Below are 25,033 nucleotides of genomic sequence, written 5' to 3'. Positions count from 1 at the left end.
TTCGACGACGGTGTTGCCCCGTTTTCACACCGCCGCCACGCGAGACAAACATGGCTGTGGCGGCGACCCATTTATTTTCATTGAATTTTTGCGGCCGCGAAGGCTAGTGTGTGATTTAGAGCATCGGACCGAAACATATGCGCGGTTTTCGGTCTGGTGTGTAAAGATAATAGAGCGAAACAGATTTCAGGACCGGTGAACCATTTAAAAGTGTTGCAGCCTCTCTCCCTTTTTTGAACGATGCCCGGCATCGCGACCACCACGCAAACCTCTTCAGGAACGGCGGATAAAGGGCCGGCAATGCCTTCGGCGATCCTTGGGACGCGGAAGAAAAATTCTTATTTTTCATAAACCTAAGCCGTTCAACTTTCCGCAAAAAATGCTGTTGCCACACCTCCATATCGATGCATAAACTGGCATCAGCAAAGGCAACACGGATCGACCTCATCAGACCCTCTCCTCCCACCAAGGTGCTGACCGACCAATGATCAATAATCTAAACGCCGCCGATCTTCCCCGCCCCGCCCCGCGCAGTTCCAACCCGGAAATCATGGCGTCGGAAATCATCGAACGCCTCACCTACCGCATCGGTAAGGACGTCAAGGTCGCCAAGCCGCACGACTGGCTGACCGCAACCATCCTCGTCGTCCGCGACCGCATCATCGACAAATGGATGGAATCCACCCGCAAGGCCTATCACAACAATTCCAAGCGCGTTTATTACCTGTCGCTCGAATTCCTGATCGGCCGCCTGATGCGCGACGCCATCTCCAATATCGGCCTGATGCACGAAATCCGCGATGCGCTGTCCTCGCTCGGCGTCGATCTTGACGTCATCGCCGGTCTGGAGCCGGATGCAGCCCTTGGCAATGGCGGCCTTGGCCGTCTCGCCGCCTGTTTCATGGAATCCATGGCGACCGTCGATATTCCCGCCTATGGCTATGGCATCCGTTACGTGCACGGCCTCTTCCGCCAGCAGATGGCGGATGGATGGCAGGTGGAACTGCCGGAAACCTGGCTGGCGCATGGCAACCCCTGGGAATTCGAACGCCGCGAAAGCTCCTATGAAATCGGCTTCGGCGGATCGGTGGAGACGATCGGCGGTTATGAAGATCCGCAGCGCTTCGTCTGGAAACCGGCCGAACGCGTCATCGCCATGGCTTACGACACGCCGGTCGTCGGCTGGCGCGGTACCCGCGTCAACACGCTTCGCCTGTGGTCGGCGCAGCCGATAGATCCCATTCTTTTGGCCGCCTTCAATGCCGGCGACCATATCGGCGCATTGCGCGAAAGCAACAAGGCGGAAAGCCTGACGCGGGTTCTCTACCCCGCCGATGCGACGCCGGCCGGTCAGGAACTGCGCCTGCGGCAGGAGTTCTTCTTCTCCTCCGCTTCGCTGCAGGACATTCTGCGCCGCCATCTGCAGCAGTACCCGGATTTCACCTCGCTGCCCGACAAGGTTTCGATCCAGCTTAACGACACGCATCCGGCCATTTCCATCTGCGAAATGATGCGCCTGCTCTGCGATGTCCATGGCCTTGAATTCGACGAAGCCTGGAAGATCACACAGGGCACCTTCTCCTACACCAACCACACGCTTCTGCCGGAAGCGCTGGAAAGCTGGCCGGTGCCGTTGCTCGAGCGCCTTTTGCCGCGGCACATGCAGATCGTTTACGCCATCAACGCCAATACGCTGCTCTTCGCCCGCAAGGAAAAGAAGATGGCGGATCAACAGATCCGTTCCATCTCTCTCATCGATGAAGGCGGCGAGCGCCGGGTGCGCATGGGCAACCTCGCCTTCATCGGCTCGCATTCCATCAACGGCGTTTCCGCACTTCATACCGAGCTGATGAAGGAAACTGTCTTTGCCGACCTGCACAGCCTTTATCCTGATCGTATCAACAACAAGACCAACGGCATTACGCCGCGCCGCTGGCTGATGCAGTGCAACCCCGGCCTGACGGGATTGATCAGGGAAGCGATCGGCGACGATTTCCTCGATGATGCGGAAAAGCTGACGGCACTCGACCGTTTCGCCGACGATGCCGGTTTCCGCGAGAAATTTGCCGAGGTGAAGCGTCTGAACAAGGTGCGGCTTGCCAATACGGTGGCGCAGCGCATGGGCATCCGCGTCGATCCCTCGGCCATGTTCGACATCCAGATCAAGCGCATCCACGAATATAAGCGCCAGCTTCTGAACCTTGTTGAGACTGTCGCCCTTTACGACCAGATCCGTTCCCACCCGGAACTGGATTGGGTGCCGCGCGTTAAGTTCTTCGCAGGCAAGGCGGCGCCGAGTTATCACAACGCGAAGCTGATCATCAAGCTTGCCAACGATATTGCCCGGGTCATCAACAACGATCCGGCCGTGCGCGGGCTTCTCAAAGTGGTGTTTGTTCCGAACTATAACGTCTCGCTTGCCGAAATCATGGTTCCCGCCGCCGATCTTTCGGAACAGATTTCGACGGCCGGCATGGAAGCCTCCGGCACCGGCAACATGAAATTCGCGCTGAACGGCGCGCTGACCATCGGCACGCTCGATGGCGCGAATGTGGAAATGCTCGAACATGTCGGCGCTGAGAACATCGTCATCTTCGGCATGACGGCGGAAGAAGTGGCCAGAGCTCGCGCCGAGGGCCACAATCCGCGTGCCATCATCGAAGGGTCTGCGGAATTGTCGCAGGCTCTGTCGTCCATCGCGTCGGGTGTGTTTTCACCGGATGATCGTTCGCGGTTTTCTGCCCTCATCGACGGCATATACAACAGCGACTGGTTCATGGTCGCCGCCGATTTCGACGCCTATGCCGACGCACAGCGCAAGGTGGACGCGATCTGGAGCGATCAGGATAGCTGGAACACCAAAGCAGTGCGCAACACGGCGCGTATGGGCTGGTTCTCGTCCGACAGGACGATCCGCCAGTATGCCACCGAGATCTGGAGAGCCTGATGAAAAAACCGCTCAATTCGGCCGAAGAGAAAAAGACTGGCGAAATCACGAAGGCTGAAATCGAGGCGATCAAGAGCGGTTTGCATTCCAATCCCTTTGCCCTTCTCGGCGTTCACGAGACGCCGGAAGGGTTTTCCGCCCGCTGTTTCATTCCGGGCGCCGAGGAGGTTTCCGTCCTCACGCTGGATGGAAATTTCGTAGGTGAATTGAAGCGGCTTGATCCTGATGGTTTTTTCGAAGGCCGGATCGATCTTTCAAAGCGCCAGCCGGTGCGGTACCGCGCCAGCCGCGACGATGCCGAATGGGCGGTGACCGACCCCTACAGCTTCGGCCCTGTTCTCGGACCCATGGACGATTATTTCGTCCGTGAAGGATCGCATCTCAGGCTCTTCGACAGGATGGGCGCGCATCCGCTGAAACTCGAAGGCGTCGAAGGTTTTCACTTCGCCGTGTGGGCGCCCAATGCGCGGCGTGTTTCCGTCGTCGGCGATTTCAACAATTGGGATGGCCGCCGGCATGTGATGCGCTTCCGCAAGGATACCGGCATCTGGGAAATCTTCGCGCCTGACGTCTATGCCGGCTGCGCCTACAAGTTCGAAGTCCTCGGCGCCAATGGCGAGCTTCTGCCCCTGAAGGCCGACCCTTATGCCCGCCGCGCCGAATTGCGGCCGAAGAACGCTTCCGTCACCGCGCCGGAACTGACGCAGAAATGGGAAGATCAGGCCCACCGGGAACATTGGGCGCAGGTGGACCAGCGCCGCCAACCGATCAGCATCTATGAGGTGCATGCCGGCTCCTGGCAGCGCCGCGAGGACGGCACCTTCCTCAGCTGGGATGAACTCGCCGCCCAGCTCATTCCCTATTGTACGGATATGGGCTTCACCCATATCGAATTCCTGCCCATCACCGAACATCCCTATGATCCCTCCTGGGGTTACCAGACGACCGGCCTTTATGCGCCATCCGCCCGTTTCGGCGATCCCGAGGGCTTTGCCCGTTTCGTCAATGGCGCGCACAAGGTCGGTATCGGCGTTCTTCTCGACTGGGTTCCGGCGCATTTTCCGACCGATGAGCACGGGTTGCGCTGGTTCGACGGCACCGCGCTTTACGAGCACGCCGATCCGCGTCAGGGTTTTCACCCCGACTGGAACACGGCGATCTACAATTTCGGCCGTATCGAGGTCATGTCCTACCTCATCAACAACGCGCTTTATTGGGCCGAGAAATTCCATCTCGACGGCCTGCGCGTCGATGCGGTCGCCTCGATGCTCTATCTCGATTATTCCCGCAAGGAAGGCGAGTGGATCCCCAATGAATATGGCGGACGCGAAAATCTCGAATCCGTCCGCTTCCTGCAGAAGATGAATTCGCTCGTCTACGGCACCCATCCCGGCGTCATGACGATCGCGGAGGAATCCACCTCGTGGCCGAAAGTGTCCCAGCCCGTCCACGAGGGCGGTCTCGGTTTCGGCTTCAAATGGAACATGGGCTTCATGCACGACACGCTGAGTTATTTCGCGCGTGAGCCGGTGCATCGCAAGTTCCACCATCAGGAACTGACCTTCGGCCTGCTTTACGCCTTCACCGAGAATTTCGTGCTTCCGCTTTCCCACGACGAGGTGGTGCACGGCAAGGGATCGCTGATCGCCAAGATGTCCGGCGATGACTGGCAGAAATTCGCCAATCTCCGCTCCTATTACGGCTTCATGTGGGGTTATCCCGGCAAGAAGCTGCTGTTCATGGGGCAGGAGTTCGCACAGTGGAGCGAATGGAGCGAAAAGGGGTCGCTCGACTGGAACCTGCGCCAATATCCGATGCATGAGGGCATGCGCCGCCTCGTGCGCGATCTCAACCTCACCTATCGATCCAAAGCTGCCCTGCACGCCCGTGACTGCGAACCTGACGGCTTCCGCTGGCTTGTGGTCGATGATCACGAGAATTCCGTCTTCGCCTGGCTGCGCACGGCGCCCGGCGAAAAGCCGGTGGCGGTCATCTGCAACCTCACCCCGGTCTATCGGGAAAATTATTATGTGCCGCTGCCTCTGGCGGGGCGGTGGCGGGAGATTCTCAACACCGATGCCGAAATTTATGGCGGTAGCGGCAAGGGAAATGGCGGACGCGTTCAGGCGGTCGATGCCGGCGGCGATATCGGGGCGATGCTCGTCCTGCCGCCGCTTGCCACGATCATGCTCGAACCGGAAAACTGACAGACAGAGAGGGAGGACACCATGTCGGAAAAAAGAGTTCAGCCTTTGGCGCGTGATGCAATGGCCTATGTCCTCGCAGGCGGCAGAGGCAGCCGCCTGAAGGAACTGACGGACCGCCGGGCAAAACCCGCCGTCTATTTCGGCGGCAAGGCGCGTATCATCGATTTTGCGCTTTCCAACGCGCTCAATTCCGGCATTCGCCGCATCGGCGTCGCCACGCAATACAAGGCGCACTCCCTCATTCGCCACCTGCAGCGCGGCTGGGACTTCTTCCGCCCTGAACGGAACGAGAGCTTCGACATTCTTCCCGCCTCCCAGCGCGTTTCCGAAACGCAATGGTATGAAGGCACCGCCGACGCGGTTTACCAGAATATCGACATCATCGAGCCCTATGCGCCGGAATATATGGTCATCCTCGCCGGCGACCATATCTATAAGATGGACTACGAATACATGCTGCAGCAGCATGTCGATTCCGGCGCCGACGTGACGATCGGCTGCCTTGAAGTGCCGCGCATGGATGCGACCGGTTTCGGCGTGATGCATGTGAATGAAAAAGACGAGATCATCGATTTCATCGAAAAGCCGGCCGATCCGCCAGGCATTCCCGGCAATGAAGGCTTTGCGCTTGCCTCCATGGGCATTTATGTCTTCCACACGAAATTTCTGATGGAAGCGCTGCGCCGCGACGCCGCCGATCCGACCTCCAGCCGCGACTTCGGCAAGGACATCATTCCCTATATCGTAAAGCACGGCAAAGCCGTCGCCCACCGCTTCGCAGACTCCTGCGTCCGCTCGGATTTCGAGCATGGTCCTTACTGGCGCGATGTGGGCACCATCGATGCCTACTGGCAGGCCAATATCGATCTCACGGATGTGGTGCCTGACCTTGATATCTACGACAAGTCCTGGCCGATCTGGACCTATGCGGAAATCACCCCGCCGGCGAAATTCGTGCATGACGATGAGAACCGCCGCGGTTCGGCCGTGTCTTCGGTTGTTTCCGGGGACTGCATCATTTCCGGTGCGGCCCTCACCCGCAGCCTCCTGTTTACCGGCGTGCGCGCCAATTCATACTCCCGCCTTGAGAATGCCGTAGTACTGCCGAGTGTGAAGATCGGGCGTCATGCCCAGCTCAGCAATGTCGTCATCGACCATGGCGTGGTCATTCCGGAAGGACTGATTGTAGGAGAAGACCCAGAACTGGATGCCAAACGTTTCCGCCGCACTGAAAACGGCATCTGCCTTATCACCCAATCGATGATCGACAAGCTGGACCTGTAGAGCCCATGAATGTCCTTTCGGTTTCATCCGAAGTCTATCCCCTGATCAAGACCGGAGGGCTCGCCGACGTTGCCGGCGCGCTCCCCATCGCGCTCGAGGCCCTTGGCGTCAGGACGCGGACATTGATACCCGGATATCCGGCGGTGAAAGCCGCCGTGACGGACCCCGTCAAATGTCTGGAATTTACCGATCTGCTCGGCGAAAAAGCCGATGTGCTCGAAGTACGGCATGAGGGGCTCGATCTCCTCATTCTCGATGCGCCCGCCTATTACGAGCGCTCCGGCGGCCCCTATCTCGACCAGACCGGCAAGGACTATCCAGACAATTGGAAGCGCTTCGCGGCACTGTCGCTCGCGGCAGCCCGTATTGCCGCCGGCGCGCTTCCCGGCTGGCGGCCGGATATCGTGCATGCCCATGACTGGCAGGCCGCCATGGCGCCGGTCTATATGCGTTATGCCGAAACGCCTGAGATTCCGAGCCTTCTCACCATCCACAACATCGCCTTTCAGGGCCAGTTCGGCGCCAATATCTTCAGCAAACTGGCGCTGCCACCGCATTCCTTCGGCATGGAAGGCATCGAATATTATAATGATGTGAGCTTCCTGAAGGGCGGCCTGCAGACGGCAACGGCGCTCAGCACCGTCAGCCCGTCCTATGCCGAGGAGATCCTCACCCCGCAATTCGGCATGGGCCTGCACGGCGTCATCGGCAGCCGCGCCCATGTGCTGCACGGCATCGTCAACGGCATCGATGCCGATGTCTGGAACCCGGCAACGGACCATCTGATCCACGACAATTATTCGGCCGCCAATCTCAAGAACCGCGCGCTGAACAAGAAGGCGGTCGCCGAACATTTCCGCATCGATGATGATGACAGCCCGCTGTTCTGCGTCATCTCCCGCCTCACCTGGCAGAAGGGCATCGACCTCATGGCGGAAGCCGTGGATGAGATCGTTTCGCTCGGCGGCCGTCTCGTGGTGCTTGGCGCGGGCGATGTGGCGCTGGAAGGCGCGCTTCTGGCGGCGGCATCCCGGCACCATGGCCGCGTCGGCGTTGCCATCGGTTACAACGAACCGCTCTCGCATCTCATGCAGGCGGGCTGCGACGCGATCATCATTCCCTCGCGTTTCGAACCCTGCGGCCTCACCCAGCTTTACGCGCTGCGTTATGGCTGCATTCCGGTCGTCGCCCGCACCGGCGGCCTTGCCGATACGGTGATCGACGCCAACCATGCCGCCATCGCCAATAAATCGGCGACAGGCGTGCAATTTTCACCCGTCACGCTTGATGGTCTGAAACAGGCGATCCGCCGGACCGTTCGTTATTATCACGACCCGAAACTGTGGACACAAATGCAGAAACTCGGAATGAAATCCGATGTTTCCTGGGAAAAGAGCGCCGGTCTCTACGCCGCGCTTTACAGCCAGCTTATTTCGAAAGGCCATTGAAACAATGATCAAAACCATCAAGACGACGCCCTATCAGGACCAGAAGCCGGGCACATCCGGCCTGCGCAAGAAGGTGCCGGTCTTCGCCCAGGAAAATTACGCGGAGAACTTCATCCAGTCGATCTTCGACGCGCTCGAAGGCTTTGAGGGCCAGACGCTGGTGATTGGCGGCGACGGCCGTTATTACAACCGCGAAGTCATCCAGAAGGCGATCAAGATGGCCGCCGCTGCCGGTTTCGGCAAGGTTCTGGTCGGTCAGGGCGGCATTCTCTCCACACCCGCCGCCTCCAACGTCATCCGCAAATACAAAGCCTTCGGCGGCATCGTGCTTTCCGCCAGCCATAATCCCGGCGGTCCGACCGAAGATTTCGGCATCAAATACAATATCGGTAATGGTGGTCCCGCACCTGAGAAGATCACGGACGCTATCTATGCCCGCTCGAAAGTCATCGACAGCTACAAAATCTCGGATGCCGCCGATATCGATCTAGACAAGATCGGCAGCTTCAAGGTGGACGAGCTGACGGTCGAGGTGATCGATCCGGTTGCCGACTACGCCGCCCTGATGGAAGAGCTGTTCGATTTCGACGCCATCCGCACGCTTATCGCCGGCGGCTTCAAGGTCGTGGTTGATTCCATGAGTGCCGTTACTGGCCCTTATGCCGTGGAAATCATCGAAAAGCGCCTCGGCGCACCGAAGGGTTCCGTCCGCAACGCCACACCGCTGCCGGATTTCGGCGGCCATCATCCCGACCCGAACCTTGTCCACGCCAAGGAGCTTTATGACGACGTCATGAGCCCGGAAGGCCCCGATTTCGGCGCCGCTTCCGATGGCGATGGCGACCGCAACATGGTCGTCGGCAAGGGCATGTTCGTCACACCATCAGACAGTCTGGCCATCATCGCCGCCAATGCCAAACTCGCCCCCGGTTATGCCGCCGGCATTTCCGGTATCGCCCGCTCCATGCCGACAAGTGCGGCAGCCGACCGTGTCGCCGAAAAGCTCGGCCTTGGCATGTATGAGACGCCGACCGGCTGGAAATTCTTCGGCAACCTCATGGACGCCGGCAAGGTGACGATCTGCGGCGAAGAAAGCTTCGGCACCGGTTCCAACCATGTGCGCGAAAAGGATGGCCTCTGGGCTGTGCTCTACTGGCTGAACATCGTCGCCGCGCGCAAGGAAAGCGTGAAAGACATCGTCACCAGGCACTGGGCCGAATATGGCCGCAACTATTATTCCCGCCACGATTATGAGGAAGTGGATTCGGATGCGGCGAACACGCTGGTCGCCACCCTGCGCGAAAAACTCGCAACGCTTCCCGGCACCAGCTACGGCAATCTGAAGGTCGCGGCGGCGGATGATTTTGCCTATCACGATCCGGTCGATCAGTCCGTCAGCAAAAATCAGGGCATCCGCATCCTCTTCGAAGGCGGTTCGCGCATCGTGCTGCGCCTTTCCGGCACCGGTACTGCGGGCGCGACGCTTCGCCTTTATGTCGAGCGTTACGAGGCGGATGCGGCCCGTCATGGCATCGAAACGCAGGAAGCGCTTTCCGACCTGATTGCCGTTGCCGATACGATCGCCGGCATCAGGGCCCATACCGGCCGCAACGCGCCGAGCGTTATTACGTAAGGGCTTGTCGCCCGCTCATGAGGGACGCACTGAAAGCGTCCCTCATTCGGCCTTGCCTCCCTTTTCCGTTCTGGGAGAGAAACACCATCCCCGGAGAGACTGATCATGCAGACAACTTCCGTTTTCCCCAAAGGCGCAATCCAGACGGAAAACGGAACGGAATTCACGGTCTATTCCCGGCATGCCTCCCAGATCGATCTCTGCCTTTTCGATAAAACCGGCGAAAAAGAAACGGCGCGCCTGCCGATGGTGCGCGGCGAAGACGATATTCACAGATTGATCGTCGCCGACGTCGGCCTCGGCACGCGATACGGCTTTCGCGCTCACGGCATTTACGCCCCTGAACACGGCCTCTGGTTCGATCCCGCAAAGCTGCTGCTCGATCCCTATGCCACGGAGATCGACCGCCCCTTCCGACACGATCCAGCGCTTTACGCCTTAGGCGCGGAGACCGGCGAGATCATGCCGAAGGCGGTCCTTTCCCAATATGAGCCGGTCAAGCGCCATCAGCCGCATTTTGCCGAAGGCGGGCTGATTTATGAGCTTGCCGTCAAATCCTTCACGCAATTGCATCCCGATGTGCCGGAAGAGATCAGAGGCACCGTCGCAGCACTTGCCCATCCCGCCATTCTCGCACACCTGAAAAAAATCGGCGTCGATGCGGTGGAATTGATGCCGATCACCGCATGGATCGATGAGCGCCACCTGCCGCCGCTCGGCCTTTCCAATGCCTGGGGTTACAATCCCGTCGGCTTCATGGCGCTCGATCCGCGCCTCTGCCCCGGCGGCGTGCGGGAATTGCGAGATACGGTTGCGGCGCTGCATGCGGAAGGCATCGGCGTCATCCTCGATCTTGTCTTCAACCATACGGGTGAAAGCGATATCGAGGGCTCGATCCTGTCGTTGCGCGGGCTCGACAATCTCACCGCCTTCCGCCACCCACAGGGAAAACCGGGCGTGCTGGTCAACGATACCGGCACCGGCAATACGGTTGCCTGCGACCATCCCTATATTCGCCAGCTCATCGTCGATTCCCTCAGGCATTTTGTTCTGAATGCCGGTGTGGACGGCTTCCGTTTCGATCTCGCGCCCGTGCTCGGGAGAACGACCGCCGGCTTCGACATGGCGAGCGAGACGCTGGCCGCCATGCATTCGGACCCGGCGCTTTACGACCGGATATTGATCGCCGAACCCTGGGATATCGGTCCCGGCGGATATCAGCTCGGCAATTTCCCTGAAAGCTTCCTCGAGTGGAACGATCGCGCCCGCGACGACATGCGCCGTTTCTGGCGTGGTGATGCCGGCACGACCGGGGCGCTGGCCAATGCGCTGTCCGGCTCATCGCCGATCTTTTCCCGGCATGGCCGCGCGAAAAGCCGCAGCGTCAATTTCCTTGCCGCCCATGATGGTTTTACCCTGTTCGATCTCGTCAGCCATGAACGCAAGCACAATGAAAGGAACGGCGAGAGCAACCGCGACGGCCACAATGACAACCATTCCTGGAACAACGGTTTTGAAGGGCTGACCGATGATCCCGCCATTGTCGCCGCCCGGCTTGCGGATGTGAAAGCGCTGCTTTCCACGCTTTTCGTCAGCCGCGGCGCCCTGATGCTGACGGCAGGCGACGAGGGCGGCCGCAGCCAGCAGGGCAACAACAATGCCTATTGCCAGGACAATGAGATCAACTGGGTCGACTGGTCATCGCTTGTCCCCGAACTGATCGACCACACGGCCTTTCTTGCCGCATTGCGCAAACGTTTCGGCGTGTTTTCTGAGACGGGCTTCTTTTCCGGCAGGGACGATGTGACATGGCTTGCCCCCGCCGGAGAACCGATGACGACAGCAGATTGGGAAAGACCGGATGCGCAGGCCTTCGCCATGCTGCTTTCCACCCCGGACCGGGAGACCGGCGAGGATACCGAGCTTGCCGTTCTTATCAATCGCGGCCGCGAGATCGTTCCCTTCACCCTGCCGGGTGATGGCTGGCGCGCCATAGGTACGGATTTCGGCAATCCCGCCTTCCTGCCCGCCCGTTCGGTGGTGTTTTATCTGCGCAGTTGATCCCTTCGCGTCACGAGCCGTATAAGTCGCGGGAAACAATGCGGACGAGGTAACATGACAAAAGAAATTGCGCTGGCGGAAATGAAGGATCGCGTCGGCACGGAAATGGGCGTTTCCAACTGGATCACCGTTGACCAGACGATGATTGATGCCTTCGCAAAAGCGACGCTGGACGAACAGTTCATCCACACCGACCCGGAACGCGCCAAAGCGGAAAGCCCCTTCGGCGGCACCATTGCCCATGGCTTCCTGACGCTCTCCCTGCTTTCGGCCCTGAATTACGATGCCCTGCCCCGCATTCGCGAACAGACCATGGGCATCAATTACGGCTTCGATGCCATCCGTTTCGTCACGCCGGTCAAAAGCGGCGCGCGGGTGCGTGGCCGGTTCACGCTGGCGGAAGCGCGTTTTCGCGGGGCCGCCATGCTGATGACGACTTATGACGTGACGGTGGAAATCGAAAACGAGAAAAAACCGGCGCTTACCGCACGCTGGACCACCATCAGCCAGTTCAACCCGGAGGACAGGCCGCAAGACGCCTGAAACCGCCGCAAGGGAGAGAGCGCATGCATGACGAAGCCGTAAGGAATGCGTTTCTCGTGCAGGCAAGAGCCTGCGACAGCCTTGGCTCGCCCTTTACCGCACGGCTATGCCGCGCGGTGGCAGCAAGGCTCGACCGCCAGACGGAGGTGGGCGAGCGGATTTTATCCTGGCCCGGCGATGTCGGCCCCTCCGGCGATTCCGTTCCCCTGCGGTTGGCGGGCGCCCTGCATGCGCTTGCCATCAAGGAAAAGATCGCGCCGCTTGTCGATATCCCGCCGGAAGACGAGGAGGCTCTCTGGCAGGCTTGCGCCAGCGCCCTGCGTTTTCATTCCGCCTTCATCCTTGAAAGGTTGAAATCACCACCGCAGACCAACGAGGTTCGCCGTTCCGCCGTGCTGCTGCCGGGCTTTCTTTCGATTGCGGAATTGACCGGCAAACCGCTGGTGCTTTCCGAAGTGGGAGCCAGCGCCGGCCTCAACCTGCAATTCGACCGTTACCAATATCACCTCGGCAAACTCACCTGGGGCGAACAATCCGATGTTATCCTGTCACCAGAATGGCGCGGCAATACCCCACCCCATGGGCGGATCGAGGTTATCGAGCGCGCCGGCTGCGACCTCAACCCGCTCGATCCGTCATCGGCCAAGGATCGTCTGCGGCTGATGTCCTATGTCTGGGCCGACCAGACCGACCGGCTGGAGCGTACCGCCGCCGCATTACGGATTGCGGTGGAGAACGGCCTGCAGGTCGAAAAGGCCGACGCCGTAGACTGGCTGAAACGCCGCCTTGCCACGCAATATCCGGGTACTGCCCACGTCGTCTATCATACCGTCGCCTGGCAATATCTGCCCGATCCCTTGAAACAGGCAGGCGAGGCACTGATCGCCGAGGCCGGAACCCGTGCCACGCTGGAGGCCCCGCTTGCCCGCCTGCAAATGGAGGTGGATGCGACGTCCGGCAGTGCCGCCATTACCCTGCAAATCTGGCCGACCGGCGAGAAGCAGGAAATCGGCCGCGCCGATTTCCATGGGCGATGGGTGCAATGGCGGGGCTGGAAATAAGGGCAAAAAAATTTAGACGAAGAGATCGCCCAAAATCCAACTAGTACTTGTAAAATGAATACAACCATGCTCCTCTTCTTGAGACCTTATCTAGAGGGGGATTCTAATTGCGTATCAAAACCCCAAAAATCATAAATATTCTTATGTTTTGGACGTTAATTTCGACCCCGGTGCTCGCCCAGCAACAAATGGGATCGCAAGCCGCCATGAATGCGTGCGCAAACATTGCCACCTTACTGCAGATGGGAGGGCCACAACTGCAATCTGCATTTGGGCAGCATGCACTATTTGCAATTTTTCAACAAACTGGTGGAACAGGTCGCTATCTACCCCTAGTACAACTTGGACCTGTTCATAACGTTATGATAGGCGGGGAAAATGTACTTCCGTTGGGCAGTTTTTTGACTTGCCGGACCGTTCATCAGAATGGATATGCGGATTGGCAGCTTGCATTTTCTCAAATGACGCAGAGATTTGAGAATTTTCAGTTCAATTCGGTGCCTGGTGGAAACCCAAATCCAAACCCGACTCCGAATCCGACGCCAAATCCCAATCCCAATCCCAACCCGAATCCCAACCCGAATCCGGTGCCAAAACCACCTTCGGATAATCAGGCCTGTCAAAAATTTCCCGAACTTTGCCCCTGAGGTGAACGCCATGATTACGAGACGCAGTCTTATTGTCGGATGCGGCGCAAGCCTCGCACTACCCGGGATATGCCGATGCCAGACATATAACGGATGCACGCTAACCGCCTCGGAGATTGCATCCGAAACGGATAACAAAACGATGGAGTTCTCCTACGTCGACGGCCAGGCTCCAATCGCCACGTCTGGAGACAAAGACTTCGACTACGCGCTGGCGCAGACCCTGAACTATCTCAGTAATCTTTTCGATGTCCTGCCCGGCTTCACTTATCTCGACGACGCGAAGGGGAAAAATGCCTATGCCAGTTCGGCCAACTATATGGGGCGCTCGGACGGTACGGTTCTTTTTGGCCTACGTTTTCTACAGGAATTTCTCAATCAGCCAGCCTATCCCGCCGCTTACATCGCAGCCGTATGCGCTCATGAGTTCGGGCATATCGCACAATATAAATATGGAATAGACGACCGATTGCGCGGGCAGCCGACCGTAAAAAGAATAGAGCTACATGCGGACTATCTAGCGGGATATTTTGCGGGCAACCGCAAGCTAGATAACGCAAATTTCCCGGCAGCGGTTATCGCCCAGGCACAATTCAGCGTGGGAGATCACGCAGTTGATAATCCCGGGCACCACGGCACGCCGGACGAGCGCGGAAATGCCGTAAAAGCCGGTTTTCTTGCCAGTTATCGTCAACGCCTAAAGTTCAAAGATGCACTGGAAGCCGGCGTTGCATATGTCCAAACCCTCTAAATTAAACACCCTGCCTGACTTTGGCTTTAAAAACTCCATGTCTTCAGACAGATATAAGCCGCTCTCTTTTTAAAGCGCTTGAAGAGTCTAAACCGCCACGTCCGCCGCCGCCTCCTGCAGCAGCCCGCCGACATATTCGGCAAAGGAGCGCCAGCATTCCACCCGGAACGTATCGTCCGCGGTGCGCAGCAGCACCACTTCCGCCTTGCCGAAGACGGTGCGTGAGCAAGCGCCGACAGGGAATTTTGCGTGAGAAAGGTCCTGCGGGCAGCCGGCATTGAGCGCTGCTTCCGCGCCAGCGCCGGAGACGATGACGGCCGTGTTGCGGTGGGAAACATCGGTTGCCGAAAACAGGCCCGCAACATTGGCGAGCGCTGCCATCAGGTCGCTTTCGCCCTGATCAATCACCAGCCATTCATCCGGCCCAATCCACAGGGCGGAACGCAGGCCCGACGTGACGGAACTCTTCGGGCTGGTGGGCAGCGCAAGACCGAGCGCTTCGGACAGCGCCGGTACGGCGCTTTCCCGTGCGCGTAGCGACAGCCGCGAGGCGGAAGCCGCAGGCTTGAGCGATACGAAGGGAGAGCCGCCGTGAAAATCCTCAAGCACGGATTTGCGTTTTGCGTGCAGCATGTCAGCCATTGAGACGGGCTCCTTCCTTGTCGAGGAAGACCATGTCGGTCACTTCGACGGCAATGGTTTTATCGGCAAGTGGAATATAGAGCGTTTCGCCCATGCGCGCCCTGCCATCCGCCACCAGCGCAAAAGCGATGGAATGGCCGAGATTTTCCGACCAGTAGGCGGAGGTGACATGGCCGAGCATGGTCATCGGTTTCGGCTGGTTCGGATCAACGACGATCTGGCCGCCCTCATCCGGAACGGTCAGCCGGTCCTTGGTCTTCAGGCCAACAAGCTGCTTGCGGCCGGAGCGCGTGAGATCGGGGCGTTTCAGCCCGCGGATACCGACGAAATCCGTCTTCTTTTTCGAAACGGCCCAGGCAAGCCCGGCATCGTCAGGTGTCACCGTTCCGTCCGTATCCTGCCCTACGATGATGTAACCCTTCTCGGCACGCAGGATATGCATGGTTTCGGTGCCATAAAGGCAGCCGCCGACGGCTTCCGCCCTGTCGCGGATCGCGCTCCAGACGGCGGCGCCGTAATCGGCCGGCACATTGATTTCGAAGCCGAGTTCGCCGGTGAAGGAGACGCGGAAGAGGCGCGTTGGCACACCGCAGAACTTGCCTTCGGCTACCGCCATATGCGGGAAGGCTTCCGGCGACAGATCGATACCCTCAACGAAGGGCGCGATGACTTCCCGCGCCTTCGGCCCCTGCACGGCAATGACAGCCCACTGTTCGGTTGCCGAGGTGAGCCAGACGTCGAGATCGGGGAATTCGGTCTGGAGATAATCTTCCATGTGCTGGAGAACGCGCGGCGCGCCGCCCGTCGTCGTCGTGACATGGAACCGGTCTTCGGCAAGACGGCCGACAACACCGTCATCGTAAACGAAACCGTCTTCACGGGTCATGATGCCATAACGGCAGCGGCCGGGTTTCAGAGTATCCCAGGCATTGGTGTAGATAAGGTTCAGGAACTTCGCCGCATCCGGGCCGACCACCTCGATCTTGCCGAGCGTGGAGGCATCGAACACCCCGACGCTCTCACGCACCGTCTTGCATTCGCGGTTGACCGCCTCATGCATGTCCTCGCCCGCCCGCGGGAAGAACCAGGCGCGTTTCCAGTTGCCGACATCCTCGAACACCGCGCCGGCCGCAAGCTCTTCCTCGTGCATCGGCGTCTTGCGGGTGGGGTCAAACAGCGCGCCACGCGAATGGTTGATGAGCGTGCCGAAGGTGACCGGCGTATAGGGCTGGCGGAAGGTGGTGAGACCAACCTTGGGCAAATCCCGCCCAAGTGCCTCCGATGCGATGGCGAGACCATGCATGTTGGACATCTTGCCCTGATCCGACGCCATGCCGTTGGTGGTGAAGCGCTTGATATGCTCGACCGAATGCATGCCTTCGCGCACGGCAAGGCGAATATCCTTGGCGCAGACATCGTGCTGGAAATCGATGAAGGCCTTGACGCCGGTGCCCTCACCCGCGCCTTCGGCGGCACCGATCATGCCGCCCGTCCAGGCGCGCGCATTCTCGCCGGAAAACGCCACCGAACCGCCACCGGCAGCTGCCGCTTCGGCAATGATCGCGGAAAGATCATCCGTGCCGTTGCAGGCGCCGATGGAAACGCAGTTCTGCACATGGATATCCGGCAGGAAACGCTGGTTAGCCGCGTCAAACTTCAGCTTGCCGCGCGATTGCGAGAAGAGATGCACCGAGGGTGTCCAGCCGGCGGAAACGACAAGCGCATCGATGGCGATCTTGCGCTTGTTGGAGCCGCCATTGCGGCCAACGGTCATCGAGGAGACGCGCAGGCGGCCGGCGGTGTTGTAAACACTGTGACCCGCCAGCACTTCAATGCCGAGCGCCCGTGCTTCGTCCAGCAGGCGCTGATCCGGGTTCTCGCGGCAATCGACGATGGCGGCGATCTTCACCCCCGCCTTCTTGAGATCGAAGGCCGTCTCATAGGCCGAATCATGGGCGGTGTAGACCCCGACATTATGGCCGACGGCCACACCATAATGGTTGAGGTAGGTGCGGGCGGCCGCAGCCAGCATGATGCCCGGGCGGTCATTGTTAGCGAAGACCATGTGGCGCTCGATTGCGCCCGCCGCGAGCACGATCTTCTTCGCACGCACTTGCCACAGCCGCTCACGCGGCTGGTGTCTGGCGGGCGTGGCGAGATGGTCGGTCACGCGCTCGGCCAGCGCGACGAAATTGTGGTTGTAATAACCAAAGGCGGTGGTGCGCGTCAGAACCCGCACATTGGGCAGGGCTTTCAGTTCGGCGAAAACCTTCTGCGCCCATTCATAACCGGGCAGACCATCGATGACTGCACCGGTATCGAAACGCAGCGCGCCGCCAACTTCGGCATTTTCATCCACCAGAATGACGCTGGCCCCGGTCTTTGCAGCAGCGAGCGCCGCCGTCAGGCCGGCAACGCCGGCGCCGGCGACCAGCACGTCGCAATGGGCATAACGACCGGAATAGTGATCCGCATCCGGTTCGCTCGGCGCCTTGCCGAGACCGGCGGCGCGGCGGATCAGCGGTTCGTAAATCTTGTGCCAGGCGGCCTTCGGCCACATGAAGGTCTTATAATAAAAACCGGCCGCGAACATCGGAGACAGAACGTCGTTGATGGCGTTCAGATCGAAGGACAGCGACGGGAAACGGTTCTGCGAGGCGATGATGGCGCCGTCGAAAACCTCCTGCACCGTGGCGCGAACATTGGGCTGCTTACGCAGGCTGTCGCGTGAGACATCGATCAGCGCATTCGGCTCTTCCGGTCCGGCGGAAAGGAAACCACGCGGCCGGTGATATTTGAACGAGCGGCCGATCAGATGCACGCCATTTGCCAGAAGCGCTGACGCGACCGTGTCGCCCTCCAGCGCCGGATAGATCTTGCCGTCGAAGGTGAAGCGTGCGGTTCTGGCGGGGGTCAGACGGCCAGCGCCCTTGATACGATAATCGCCGCTCATTTCCCGGCTCCCTTTTCTGCGGAAAGGACCGTTTCAGCATCGGGTTTAGGTTCACCCGCCTTGTAGGTCATCAGGAATTTGTCGCTCACCGAATCGCGGGCGGCGTTGAAGAAGCGGCCGCAGCCGTGAATGTGACGCCAGCGCTCGAAAACGAGGCCCTTGTCATTGTCGCGGATGAAGAAATACTCCGCGAAGGCCTCGTCGGAAATATCGGCGATGTTTTCCGGCCGGGCAATATGGGCTTCGCCCGCCCAGCGGAATTCCAGTTCGGAACGGTCTTCCCCGCAATAGGGGCAATGGATCAGAAGCATCGTCGCTCCACCTAGAGAGAATTTTCCGGAAGCGCTGTTCCGGCGGGTTGGTCACACAGCCGTCTGCCCATCGAAACGAACGGAGAAAGCCGCTTTAAAAGTTGCTCGAAATTATCGAATGGCCTCAGCGCCGAGGCCCGGCCCATATTGACGATGGCAACCGCCATCATGTCGGTGTCGATCGCGAAGGGGTAGTCCTGCTTACCGTCGTCCTGCTCGCCGACGAAATAAACCATCTTCGTCGTAAGGCTCGGCGCGCAGAGAAGCAGGCCCTTTTCCGCCACGAAGGGCCAGTCTTTCTCACCCTGCATTTTCGCAATCTTCTGGCTGCGGAAATCCTTAGCCTCGGGAATGACGCTGCCGGCGGGCACGGCTGCAGCCGCGCCAGATATATTGAGCGCAAGCATAGCCGCCGCCGCCAGCATCAATGCGCCACCGCGGCAGCGGCAGCCTCGTCGATAAGACGGCCGGTGCGGAAGCGGTCAAGCGTTAGCCCCGCCGCCAGGCGATGCGGTTCGCCACGGGCGATGAGATGCGCGAAGAGATTGGCCGAACCCGGCGTCGCCTTGAAACCGCCCGTGCCCCAGCCGCAATTGACGAAGAGGTTCTGCACCGGCGTCACGCTCTGGATAGCGGAACGATCAGGCGTGTTGTCGGTGATCCCGCCCCATTGCCGCATCATCTTGACGCGGCGGAAGATCGGGAACAGCTCGCAGATGGCGTCGAGCGTGTGGGTGATGATCTGCAGGCCGCCGGTCTGCGAATAGGAGTTATATTGGTCCGTGCCAGCGCCGATAACCAGCTCGCCCTTGTCGGACTGCGAGATATAGGCATGCACCGTGTTGGACATGACGACACAGGGGAAGATAGGCTTTAGCGGTTCCGACACCAGCGCCTGCAGCGGGTTGGAATGCAGGGGAACACGCACGTCCGCCATCTTCATGATGACCGAGGAATGACCGGCGGCGGAAACACCGATTTTTTTCGCGCCAATGAAACCGCGATTGGTCTCCACGCCCGTCACCGCGCCATCAGGCCCGCGGCGAATGCCCGTGACCTCACAATTCTGGATGATGTGCACGCCGCGGTCTGAAGCCGCGCGCGCATAACCCCAGGCTACCGCATCGTGGCGGGCCGTGCCGCCGCGACGCTGAAGGGCTGCACCATTGATCGGGTAACGCGCATTGCCGGATATATCGAGCGGCGGGCAATAGGCTTTCGCCTGCTCCGGCGTCAGCCATTCATTGTCGATGCCATAAAGACGGTTGGCATTGATATGGCGGCTGAAGGACTGCCGATCATGGATATTGTGCGACAGCATCATCACGCCGCGCGCCGAATACATGACGTTGTAATTGAGATCCTGGCTCAAGCCTTCCCACAGTTTCAGGGAATGCTCGTAAATATCCATGCTCTCTTCATAGAGATAATTGGAGCGGATGATGGTGGTGTTGCGGCCGGTATTGCCGCCGCCGAGCCAGCCTTTTTCCAGAACTGCGACATTGGTAATGCCGTGTTCCTTGGCAAGGTAATAGGCCGCTCCGAGCCCATGCCCGCCGCCGCCGATGATGACGACATCATAATCCTTGCGCGGCTCGGGTGAAGCCCATTGCGCATCCCACCCTTTATGACCCCGCAACGCCTCACGCGCCACGGCAAAAACGGAATATTTGCGCATTCGCAGTCTGCTCCTCAAGAACCGGCCAGAGGCCGTAAACATAGTTCCGGCCCGTATCATACACATGGCAAATCGGGATGGGAGGCAATATTCATTTTGCGACGTCGCAATGATTTTGTTTCGACATCGCAGGCGGAATTCCGGGCAGGCCGCATTTTGCTGGTTGATTATGCGCTAGCGGCTGGACTTGCTGCAAATGATCTGTTATTGCACGTCACCAATCGCCCAGCTCGACAGCCGGACGAACCATTTTTTGTTTGCGTGTGAATGCCTTTATTCACACAGCAAGATAACCAAACTAAAGGAACGGGTTTAACGTGCAGGTACTAGTCCGCGACAATAACGTTGATCAGGCGCTCCGCGCCCTGAAGAAAAAGATGCAGCGCGAAGGCATTTTCCGTGAAATGAAAATGCGCGATTACTACGAAAAGCCCTCCCAGAAGCGCGCCCGCGAAAAGGCTGAAGCCGTTCGCCGCGTTCGCAAGCTGGCACGCAAGCGTGCACAGCGCGAAGGTCTGGTTGCAGGCCCCCGCGCAGGCCGTTAATAGGCCGTCTTTTGGACGTTTTTGAATGCTTGTTGGGCGGGGGCGATCAATTCGCCGCCGCTCTTTGTGTTTGTGGCCGGAGAATGTTCTTGAGAACGATCGTGAGACCGGCCTGCGAGGGAACCCACACCGAATGATCGCTGTCGACGCCTGTGTTGTGAAAAACTCCGATGCCTCCACTCGCCGGGTGCCATTAAAAAACAACAGAGGGTTCCGCGCTTCTCTGGTCGTCTGTACCGTCCTTGCCGGTCTTTCCGGCTGCGCGACATCCAACCAGACGGAAGATGTGTTCAGGATCGACCGCGCCCAGGGTTCGCAGGAAAATATCGCCTCGCTTACCTCGGTCATCAACGCCAATCCGCAGGATCCCGAAGGCTATAACGTCCGTGGTTCGGCTTACGGCCGCGCCGGTGATTCGCGCCGCGCCATCGAAGATTTCAACAAGGCGCTGCAGCTCAACCCGCGCTTTTACCAGGCCTATGCCAACCGCGCGCTGGTTTACCGCAATAGCGGACAGCAGCAGCAGGCCTTGCAGGACTACAACGCCGCCCTGCAGATCAATCCGAGCTATGACGTGGCGCTGATCGGCCGTGGCAATCTTTACCGCCAGTCCGGACGCGTGAACGAAGCTTTCAACGATTTCTCCCGCGCCATCGAGCTTGAAACCACCGACGGACGCGCCTGGCACAATCGCGGCCTGATCTACCAGCTGCGCAACCAGCATGCCCAGGCCATCGAAGACTTCTCCAAGGCGATCTCGCTGTCGTCGACATCGCCGGAGCCCTATAATGGCCGCGGTCTTTCTTACGTCGCACTCAATGACGACGAAAACGCCTTCGCGGATTTCAACCACGCTATTTCGCTTGACGGTAATGTGGCAGAATCCTGGGCCAACCAGGCGCTCGTCTATGAGCGGCGCGGCGAGATGGCCAAGGCCGCCAAGTCCTATGGGCATGCGGCCCGGCTCGACCCGAAATATAAGCCGGCACTTGACGGCGTTGCCCGCACACGCGGCGCCGGCGCCTCCTGATCAAACGGGCACGAACAAAAAAGCCGGCGGGTCTGTCACCCGCCGGCTTTTTTATGGAAAATGCTGAGGTTTCAATGGCTGTCTCGGCGTGCCTCGGGTGTGGCGTCACCCGCCCACAATTCCGCCTGCACCGCATTTTGAAACTCCATGACTTCACGCCGCATAGCGGCGTCCTCATAACCGAGTTCCGTCAGATAGGCGGCCAGTTCACGGCACTCCCTGCGCCAGAAATCATTCGCCTCCACACCATGCAGCCGGTCGAGCATGGTTGCACATCGTTTAACGTCGGCAATACGGTTCTTTGCCGGAAAGGCTATTACTTCTGAACTCGTTGTCACGCGGGCACCTTGCTCTTGCTGAGGAATCAATACCGACTTTTTAAAGGCGAGATGGTTAACGAAGTCTGCAGAGGACGTAAGACAGCGAGCAATGGCCGCAAGAGAAGGCTTTTATGCCTCTCAAAAGCATGGAATCGCATGGTAAGGCAGCCCCGATCGGGGGAAGTCAGCAATTACCGAGGAATTTACCAATCAAGATTACCGAAATTTCATGCCGCAACCGTTAGAAGAAGTATATGTGTGTTGAAACAGCACCGGTCTCATCGTATATTTCTTGCAAAGAAAAAAAATGCCGCAGCGCAGTCAAAAATGGAGAAATCGTTCTCGGGAGGAGAGCACCATGTATGCACCTCGTGTTTTTTTCAGCATGATCGGTGCATTGCTTGCCTTTGCGGTTGCGACATATTTCATCCACGGCTCCTTCTATACGGCATTCATCCAGACCCTCATCTGTGCGGTCATTCTGCAAGTCGGTTATTTTATTGGGATTCTCGTTCTGGTCGCCCGGGAAAAACGGCGCATGCGGGAAACCTTCGCGGGGGACCGTGGCACCGAGGCAATACAGGCGGACGCCGTAAAAAGCCCGCCGCCGCATGGCGCCAAACTGACCGATATGTGAGTTTTTACGCAGCTTCTTTTATTGCGCCGCAAAAAAATCGCTTGCATCCACACGCCTGACACTTTCTGCTGGCCAAATCCTGACGGTTGGTCAAAGCAGAAGGACAACACATGGTGAGTGGTTCACAGCCCATTTGCGTCATCATCGCTGCGAAAAATGCATCCGAAACGATCGATATAGCCATCCGCTCCGCCCTTGTGGAGCCGGAGGTCGGGGAAGTCGTGGTTATCGACGACGGTTCCACCGATACGACGAGCGATGTGGCGCATGCGGCGGATGATGGCACGGGCCGTCTGCGGGTCGTGCGATTCGATGTCAATCGCGGCCCTTCGGCCGCGCGCAACCACGCCATCTCGATTTCATCCGCGCCGTTGATCAGCATTCTCGATGCGGACGACTTCTTTTTCCGGGGTCGTTTCGCCGCCATGCTGGCCGATGACGACTGGGATCTCGTGGCCGACAATATTGCCTTCATCCAGCAATCGGTCCCCGGCGCATCCTCCATGCAGCCGGTCCGTTTCGAACCGCAGGCGCGGTTTCTGTCGCTCACGGAATTTGTGGAAGGTAATATTTCCAGGCCCGGTGTGGAGCGCGGGGAGACCGGCTTTCTGAAACCGGTGATACGCCGCGCTTTTCTCGACAAACATGCATTGCGTTACGATGACGGTCTGCGGCTTGGCGAGGACTACGAACTTTACGTGCGGGCGCTTGCCGCCGGTGCACGTTACAAGGTCATCCGCCATTGCGGTTACGGCGCGATCGTGCGCGGCAACTCGCTGAGCGGCCGTCACCGCACCGAAGATCTTCGCCGCCTATATGAGGCGGACAAGGCCATTCTCGCCGGTTGCCGGCTCTCGGCAGAGGAAACGGCGATCCTGCGCGAACATGAAAAACATATCCGCGCCAAATTCGAACTCCGTCATTTTCTCGATGCGAAAAAGCAGAAGGGCATGGGCGGTGCGCTGAGCCACGCCCTGACGCGGCTGCCCGCCCTGCCCGCCATCACGCGCGGCATCTGGACCGACAAGACCGCGCGCTTCCGCAAACCGCCGCCGGTGCGGGATGTTCGTTATCTGCTGGATGGCACGCCGGTTTCGTGAGGGTAGAACCCACTGCCGCAAGAACGACGACAAGTCCGCCGTTCCCTCCTCCGTCATGCCGGACTTGATCCGGCATCCAGCCACGGCACGCCTGCTCCGTGAAAGAGTCTTTCGCGATCAATGACTTGATCGCGCTGGACCCCGGATCAAGCCCGGGGTGACGGCCTGCGGATGCTCCGCTTTTGCCAAACGCATAGGTGCCGCTGCACTTTATCCGTGGCGCGAAAGGAAGCACCGCCGCGGACTATCTTGGACCCTCAGAGATAGTCCCGCTTCACCGTTTCCAGAACGGCGGCGAAACGCTCCTTGCGCTCCTCCAGCCGGCCATCCGGACTGAGGCGTGGCTCCGCTCGGCTTGCCTGCCAGAGCGCCAGTGTGGAAGGCGCGGCCAGCACCTGCTTGGCCAGCTTGCGCAGGGATCGGGACTGGGTCTCCTGCGGTCGCACCAGCACATCGCCCTCATGTGTCGGGTTCCCATGCATCGAAACGGAACCGGTCTCGGCAATGACCGGGCCTGGCGGCGGCGGGAAACTCATGCCCCAGAAGCGCGAGCCCTTTTTCGCCGCCTCGGCGCGGGTTGAAACCGGCACGTAGCGCGGCTGATATTCGACACCCACGCTGCCGGCCCAGTCGCTCCATTTGAAGCTGTTGATCGACGGCGAGGTGCTGACCGCGACCCACGGCACGCGGAAGGCATCGGCAAGGATTGCGCCATGCATGGATTCGGCGACGATGAATTCCGACTGGGCGATGGCGCGGATGACAGCCTTCGCCTCGCCGCGCGGGTCGAGATAGGTTAGCCCCGCCGGTTCGCAGACCGTCTCCCACATGCCGAATTCCGCCGATTCCCAATGGGGAACGAAGGTCTTCTTGTAGAGCTTCGGCAGGCCTTTGAAGTCAGGCATCTCGGTGACCATGACGGCCGGGTCGACAATGCCCTTTTCAGGGGCGAGCCCGAGCTTGGCGGCGGTTTTGTCGCCGCGCACGCAGCGAATATCCCAGAACTCGGTGCTGGTATCCGGCACTGCGCCATAACCATAGCCGCTGCCGATCACCAGCTTGCGCTGCTTTGCGGGCAAAAGAACATCGTTCAGCACGGTGCCGACGCCGACCAGCATGACATCGTCATGCACATCGCGCAGGCCCGGAAGCAGAAAGTCCCACAGCCACAGGTTGAGATCGTCACCGAAATTGCCGTGATGAGATTCCCAGTGGTAAGGTTTCATGAGGTCACT

Annotated in this window: 22 protein-coding genes; 14 read left to right on the top strand and 8 right to left on the bottom strand. The window is 59.3% G+C overall.

Annotated elements, in window-relative coordinates:
- Positions 1-115: 115 nt before the first annotated feature.
- Positions 116-448, bottom strand: a complete 333-nt coding sequence (locus V6S97_RS20330; RefSeq protein ID WP_223564973.1) for a hypothetical protein — start codon at positions 446-448, stop codon at positions 116-118.
- Between the two features lie 36 nt (positions 449-484).
- On the opposite strand from V6S97_RS20330, the gene V6S97_RS20325 reads away from it, so the two are divergent.
- The 10 genes from V6S97_RS20325 (at position 485) to V6S97_RS20280 (ending at position 14,582) form a co-directional block, all read left to right on the top strand.
- Complete coding sequence (locus V6S97_RS20325; RefSeq protein ID WP_003508578.1) at positions 485-2,947, top strand: glycogen/starch/alpha-glucan phosphorylase; 2,463 nt, start codon at positions 485-487, stop codon at positions 2,945-2,947.
- A complete protein-coding gene (gene glgB, locus V6S97_RS20320; RefSeq protein ID WP_003508576.1) occupies positions 2,947-5,154 on the top strand; it encodes a 1,4-alpha-glucan branching protein GlgB in 2,208 nt (735 codons plus the stop codon). Before V6S97_RS20325 ends, glgB begins: the two co-directional genes overlap by 1 nt.
- 21 nt (positions 5,155-5,175) lie before the next feature.
- Positions 5,176-6,438, top strand: coding sequence for a glucose-1-phosphate adenylyltransferase (gene glgC / locus V6S97_RS20315; protein ID WP_003508574.1), 1,263 nt, complete (start codon positions 5,176-5,178; stop codon positions 6,436-6,438).
- A 5-nt stretch (positions 6,439-6,443) separates the two neighbouring features.
- Positions 6,444-7,886 carry a glycogen synthase GlgA gene (glgA, locus tag V6S97_RS20310; RefSeq protein WP_060723437.1) on the top strand — a complete coding sequence of 481 codons (1,443 nt, stop codon included), beginning with the start codon at positions 6,444-6,446 and terminating at the stop codon, positions 7,884-7,886.
- Positions 7,887-7,890: 4 nt separating this feature from the next.
- The gene (locus V6S97_RS20305) at positions 7,891-9,519 is read left to right on the top strand and encodes an alpha-D-glucose phosphate-specific phosphoglucomutase (protein WP_003508565.1); all 1,629 of its coding nucleotides are present in this window, start codon (positions 7,891-7,893) and stop codon (positions 9,517-9,519) included.
- A 105-nt stretch (positions 9,520-9,624) separates the two neighbouring features.
- Positions 9,625-11,580: a glycogen debranching protein GlgX gene (glgX, locus tag V6S97_RS20300; protein ID WP_112278397.1), complete on the top strand. Its 1,956-nt coding sequence runs from the start codon at positions 9,625-9,627 to the stop codon at positions 11,578-11,580.
- 54 nt (positions 11,581-11,634) lie between these two features.
- Positions 11,635-12,123: a MaoC family dehydratase gene (locus V6S97_RS20295; protein ID WP_003508562.1), complete on the top strand. Its 489-nt coding sequence runs from the start codon at positions 11,635-11,637 to the stop codon at positions 12,121-12,123.
- A gap of 23 nt (positions 12,124-12,146) precedes the next feature.
- Complete coding sequence (locus V6S97_RS20290; protein WP_112357032.1) at positions 12,147-13,184, top strand: DUF2332 domain-containing protein; 1,038 nt, start codon at positions 12,147-12,149, stop codon at positions 13,182-13,184.
- Positions 13,185-13,291: 107 nt separating this feature from the next.
- Positions 13,292-13,831, top strand: coding sequence for a hypothetical protein (locus V6S97_RS20285; protein WP_162697156.1), 540 nt, complete (start codon positions 13,292-13,294; stop codon positions 13,829-13,831).
- Positions 13,832-13,973: 142 nt separating this feature from the next.
- Positions 13,974-14,582, top strand: coding sequence for a hypothetical protein (locus V6S97_RS20280; protein WP_003508557.1), 609 nt, complete (start codon positions 13,974-13,976; stop codon positions 14,580-14,582).
- A gap of 87 nt (positions 14,583-14,669) precedes the next feature.
- On the opposite strand, the gene V6S97_RS20275 is transcribed toward V6S97_RS20280, so the two are convergent.
- Genes V6S97_RS20275 through V6S97_RS20255 form a run of 5 tightly spaced genes read right to left on the bottom strand, consistent with a single transcriptional unit; the run spans position 14,670 to position 20,166 of the window.
- Entirely contained in the window at positions 14,670-15,224 is a 555-nt protein-coding gene (locus V6S97_RS20275; protein ID WP_020809522.1) for a sarcosine oxidase subunit gamma, read from the bottom strand.
- Positions 15,217-18,177, bottom strand: coding sequence for a sarcosine oxidase subunit alpha (locus tag V6S97_RS20270; protein ID WP_112357033.1), 2,961 nt, complete (start codon positions 18,175-18,177; stop codon positions 15,217-15,219). Before V6S97_RS20270 ends, V6S97_RS20275 begins: the two co-directional genes overlap by 8 nt.
- On the bottom strand, positions 18,174-18,488 hold the full coding sequence (locus tag V6S97_RS20265; RefSeq protein WP_020809520.1) for a sarcosine oxidase subunit delta: 315 nt from the start codon (positions 18,486-18,488) through the stop codon (positions 18,174-18,176). Before V6S97_RS20265 ends, V6S97_RS20270 begins: the two co-directional genes overlap by 4 nt.
- Before the next feature lie 11 nt (positions 18,489-18,499).
- Positions 18,500-18,910 (bottom strand): hypothetical protein, encoded by a 411-nt coding sequence (locus tag V6S97_RS20260; protein WP_035213317.1) that lies wholly within the window; start codon positions 18,908-18,910, stop codon positions 18,500-18,502.
- A gap of 2 nt (positions 18,911-18,912) precedes the next feature.
- The gene (locus tag V6S97_RS20255; RefSeq protein ID WP_003508543.1) at positions 18,913-20,166 is read right to left on the bottom strand and encodes a sarcosine oxidase subunit beta family protein; all 1,254 of its coding nucleotides are present in this window, start codon (positions 20,164-20,166) and stop codon (positions 18,913-18,915) included.
- Positions 20,167-20,483: 317 nt separating this feature from the next.
- Between V6S97_RS20255 and rpsU the strand changes: the two genes are divergently transcribed.
- A complete protein-coding gene (gene rpsU / locus V6S97_RS20250) occupies positions 20,484-20,711 on the top strand; it encodes a 30S ribosomal protein S21 (RefSeq protein WP_003508541.1) in 228 nt (75 codons plus the stop codon).
- 133 nt (positions 20,712-20,844) lie between these two features.
- On the top strand, positions 20,845-21,741 hold the full coding sequence (locus tag V6S97_RS20245) for a tetratricopeptide repeat protein (protein ID WP_003508539.1): 897 nt from the start codon (positions 20,845-20,847) through the stop codon (positions 21,739-21,741).
- Positions 21,742-21,812: 71 nt separating this feature from the next.
- On the opposite strand, the gene V6S97_RS20240 is transcribed toward V6S97_RS20245, so the two are convergent.
- Positions 21,813-22,079 carry a DUF6074 family protein gene (locus V6S97_RS20240; RefSeq protein WP_020812422.1) on the bottom strand — a complete coding sequence of 89 codons (267 nt, stop codon included), beginning with the start codon at positions 22,077-22,079 and terminating at the stop codon, positions 21,813-21,815.
- 340 nt (positions 22,080-22,419) lie between these two features.
- Here V6S97_RS20240 and V6S97_RS20235 point away from each other — a divergent pair, with 340 nt between their 5' ends.
- Both V6S97_RS20235 and V6S97_RS20230 read left to right on the top strand, forming a co-directional pair.
- Positions 22,420-22,698: an exopolysaccharide production repressor protein gene (locus tag V6S97_RS20235; protein WP_003508530.1), complete on the top strand. Its 279-nt coding sequence runs from the start codon at positions 22,420-22,422 to the stop codon at positions 22,696-22,698.
- Positions 22,699-22,808: 110 nt separating this feature from the next.
- Entirely contained in the window at positions 22,809-23,798 is a 990-nt protein-coding gene (locus V6S97_RS20230; RefSeq protein WP_111793073.1) for a glycosyltransferase family 2 protein, read from the top strand.
- 257 nt (positions 23,799-24,055) lie between these two features.
- Here the strand turns inward: V6S97_RS20230 and V6S97_RS20225 are convergent, their stop codons facing one another.
- Positions 24,056-25,024 (bottom strand): polysaccharide pyruvyl transferase family protein, encoded by a 969-nt coding sequence (locus tag V6S97_RS20225; RefSeq protein ID WP_099086343.1) that lies wholly within the window; start codon positions 25,022-25,024, stop codon positions 24,056-24,058.
- Positions 25,025-25,033 lie beyond the last annotated feature (9 nt).

This window comes from Agrobacterium sp. CCNWLW155 (assembly GCF_036888815.1).
Lineage (GTDB): Bacteria > Pseudomonadota > Alphaproteobacteria > Rhizobiales > Rhizobiaceae > Agrobacterium > Agrobacterium radiobacter.
Note: the sequence above shows the minus strand (reverse complement) of the source record. Positions and strands in the feature narration are given on the sequence as shown.

Bases quoted from the DNA above. Each gene is read 5' to 3' on its own strand.
- glgB (WP_003508576.1), top strand. From the start codon at position 2,947: ATGAAAAAACCGCTCAATTCGGCCGAAGAGAAAAAGACTGGCGAAATC.
- glgX (WP_112278397.1), top strand. From the start codon at position 9,625: ATGCAGACAACTTCCGTTTTCCCCAAAGGCGCAATCCAGACGGAAAAC.
- V6S97_RS20295 (WP_003508562.1), top strand. From the start codon at position 11,635: ATGACAAAAGAAATTGCGCTGGCGGAAATGAAGGATCGCGTCGGCACG.
- V6S97_RS20330 (WP_223564973.1), bottom strand. From the start codon at position 448: ATGAGGTCGATCCGTGTTGCCTTTGCTGATGCCAGTTTATGCATCGAT.
- glgA (WP_060723437.1), top strand. From the start codon at position 6,444: ATGAATGTCCTTTCGGTTTCATCCGAAGTCTATCCCCTGATCAAGACC.
- V6S97_RS20325 (WP_003508578.1), top strand. From the start codon at position 485: ATGATCAATAATCTAAACGCCGCCGATCTTCCCCGCCCCGCCCCGCGC.
- V6S97_RS20290 (WP_112357032.1), top strand. From the start codon at position 12,147: ATGCATGACGAAGCCGTAAGGAATGCGTTTCTCGTGCAGGCAAGAGCC.
- V6S97_RS20270 (WP_112357033.1), bottom strand. From the start codon at position 18,177: ATGAGCGGCGATTATCGTATCAAGGGCGCTGGCCGTCTGACCCCCGCC.
- V6S97_RS20305 (WP_003508565.1), top strand. From the start codon at position 7,891: ATGATCAAAACCATCAAGACGACGCCCTATCAGGACCAGAAGCCGGGC.
- V6S97_RS20235 (WP_003508530.1), top strand. From the start codon at position 22,420: ATGTATGCACCTCGTGTTTTTTTCAGCATGATCGGTGCATTGCTTGCC.
- V6S97_RS20265 (WP_020809520.1), bottom strand. From the start codon at position 18,488: ATGCTTCTGATCCATTGCCCCTATTGCGGGGAAGACCGTTCCGAACTG.
- V6S97_RS20245 (WP_003508539.1), top strand. From the start codon at position 20,845: ATGATCGCTGTCGACGCCTGTGTTGTGAAAAACTCCGATGCCTCCACT.
- V6S97_RS20255 (WP_003508543.1), bottom strand. From the start codon at position 20,166: ATGCGCAAATATTCCGTTTTTGCCGTGGCGCGTGAGGCGTTGCGGGGT.
- glgC (WP_003508574.1), top strand. From the start codon at position 5,176: ATGTCGGAAAAAAGAGTTCAGCCTTTGGCGCGTGATGCAATGGCCTAT.
- V6S97_RS20275 (WP_020809522.1), bottom strand. From the start codon at position 15,224: ATGGCTGACATGCTGCACGCAAAACGCAAATCCGTGCTTGAGGATTTT.
- V6S97_RS20230 (WP_111793073.1), top strand. From the start codon at position 22,809: ATGGTGAGTGGTTCACAGCCCATTTGCGTCATCATCGCTGCGAAAAAT.
- V6S97_RS20280 (WP_003508557.1), top strand. From the start codon at position 13,974: ATGGAGTTCTCCTACGTCGACGGCCAGGCTCCAATCGCCACGTCTGGA.
- V6S97_RS20225 (WP_099086343.1), bottom strand. From the start codon at position 25,024: ATGAAACCTTACCACTGGGAATCTCATCACGGCAATTTCGGTGACGAT.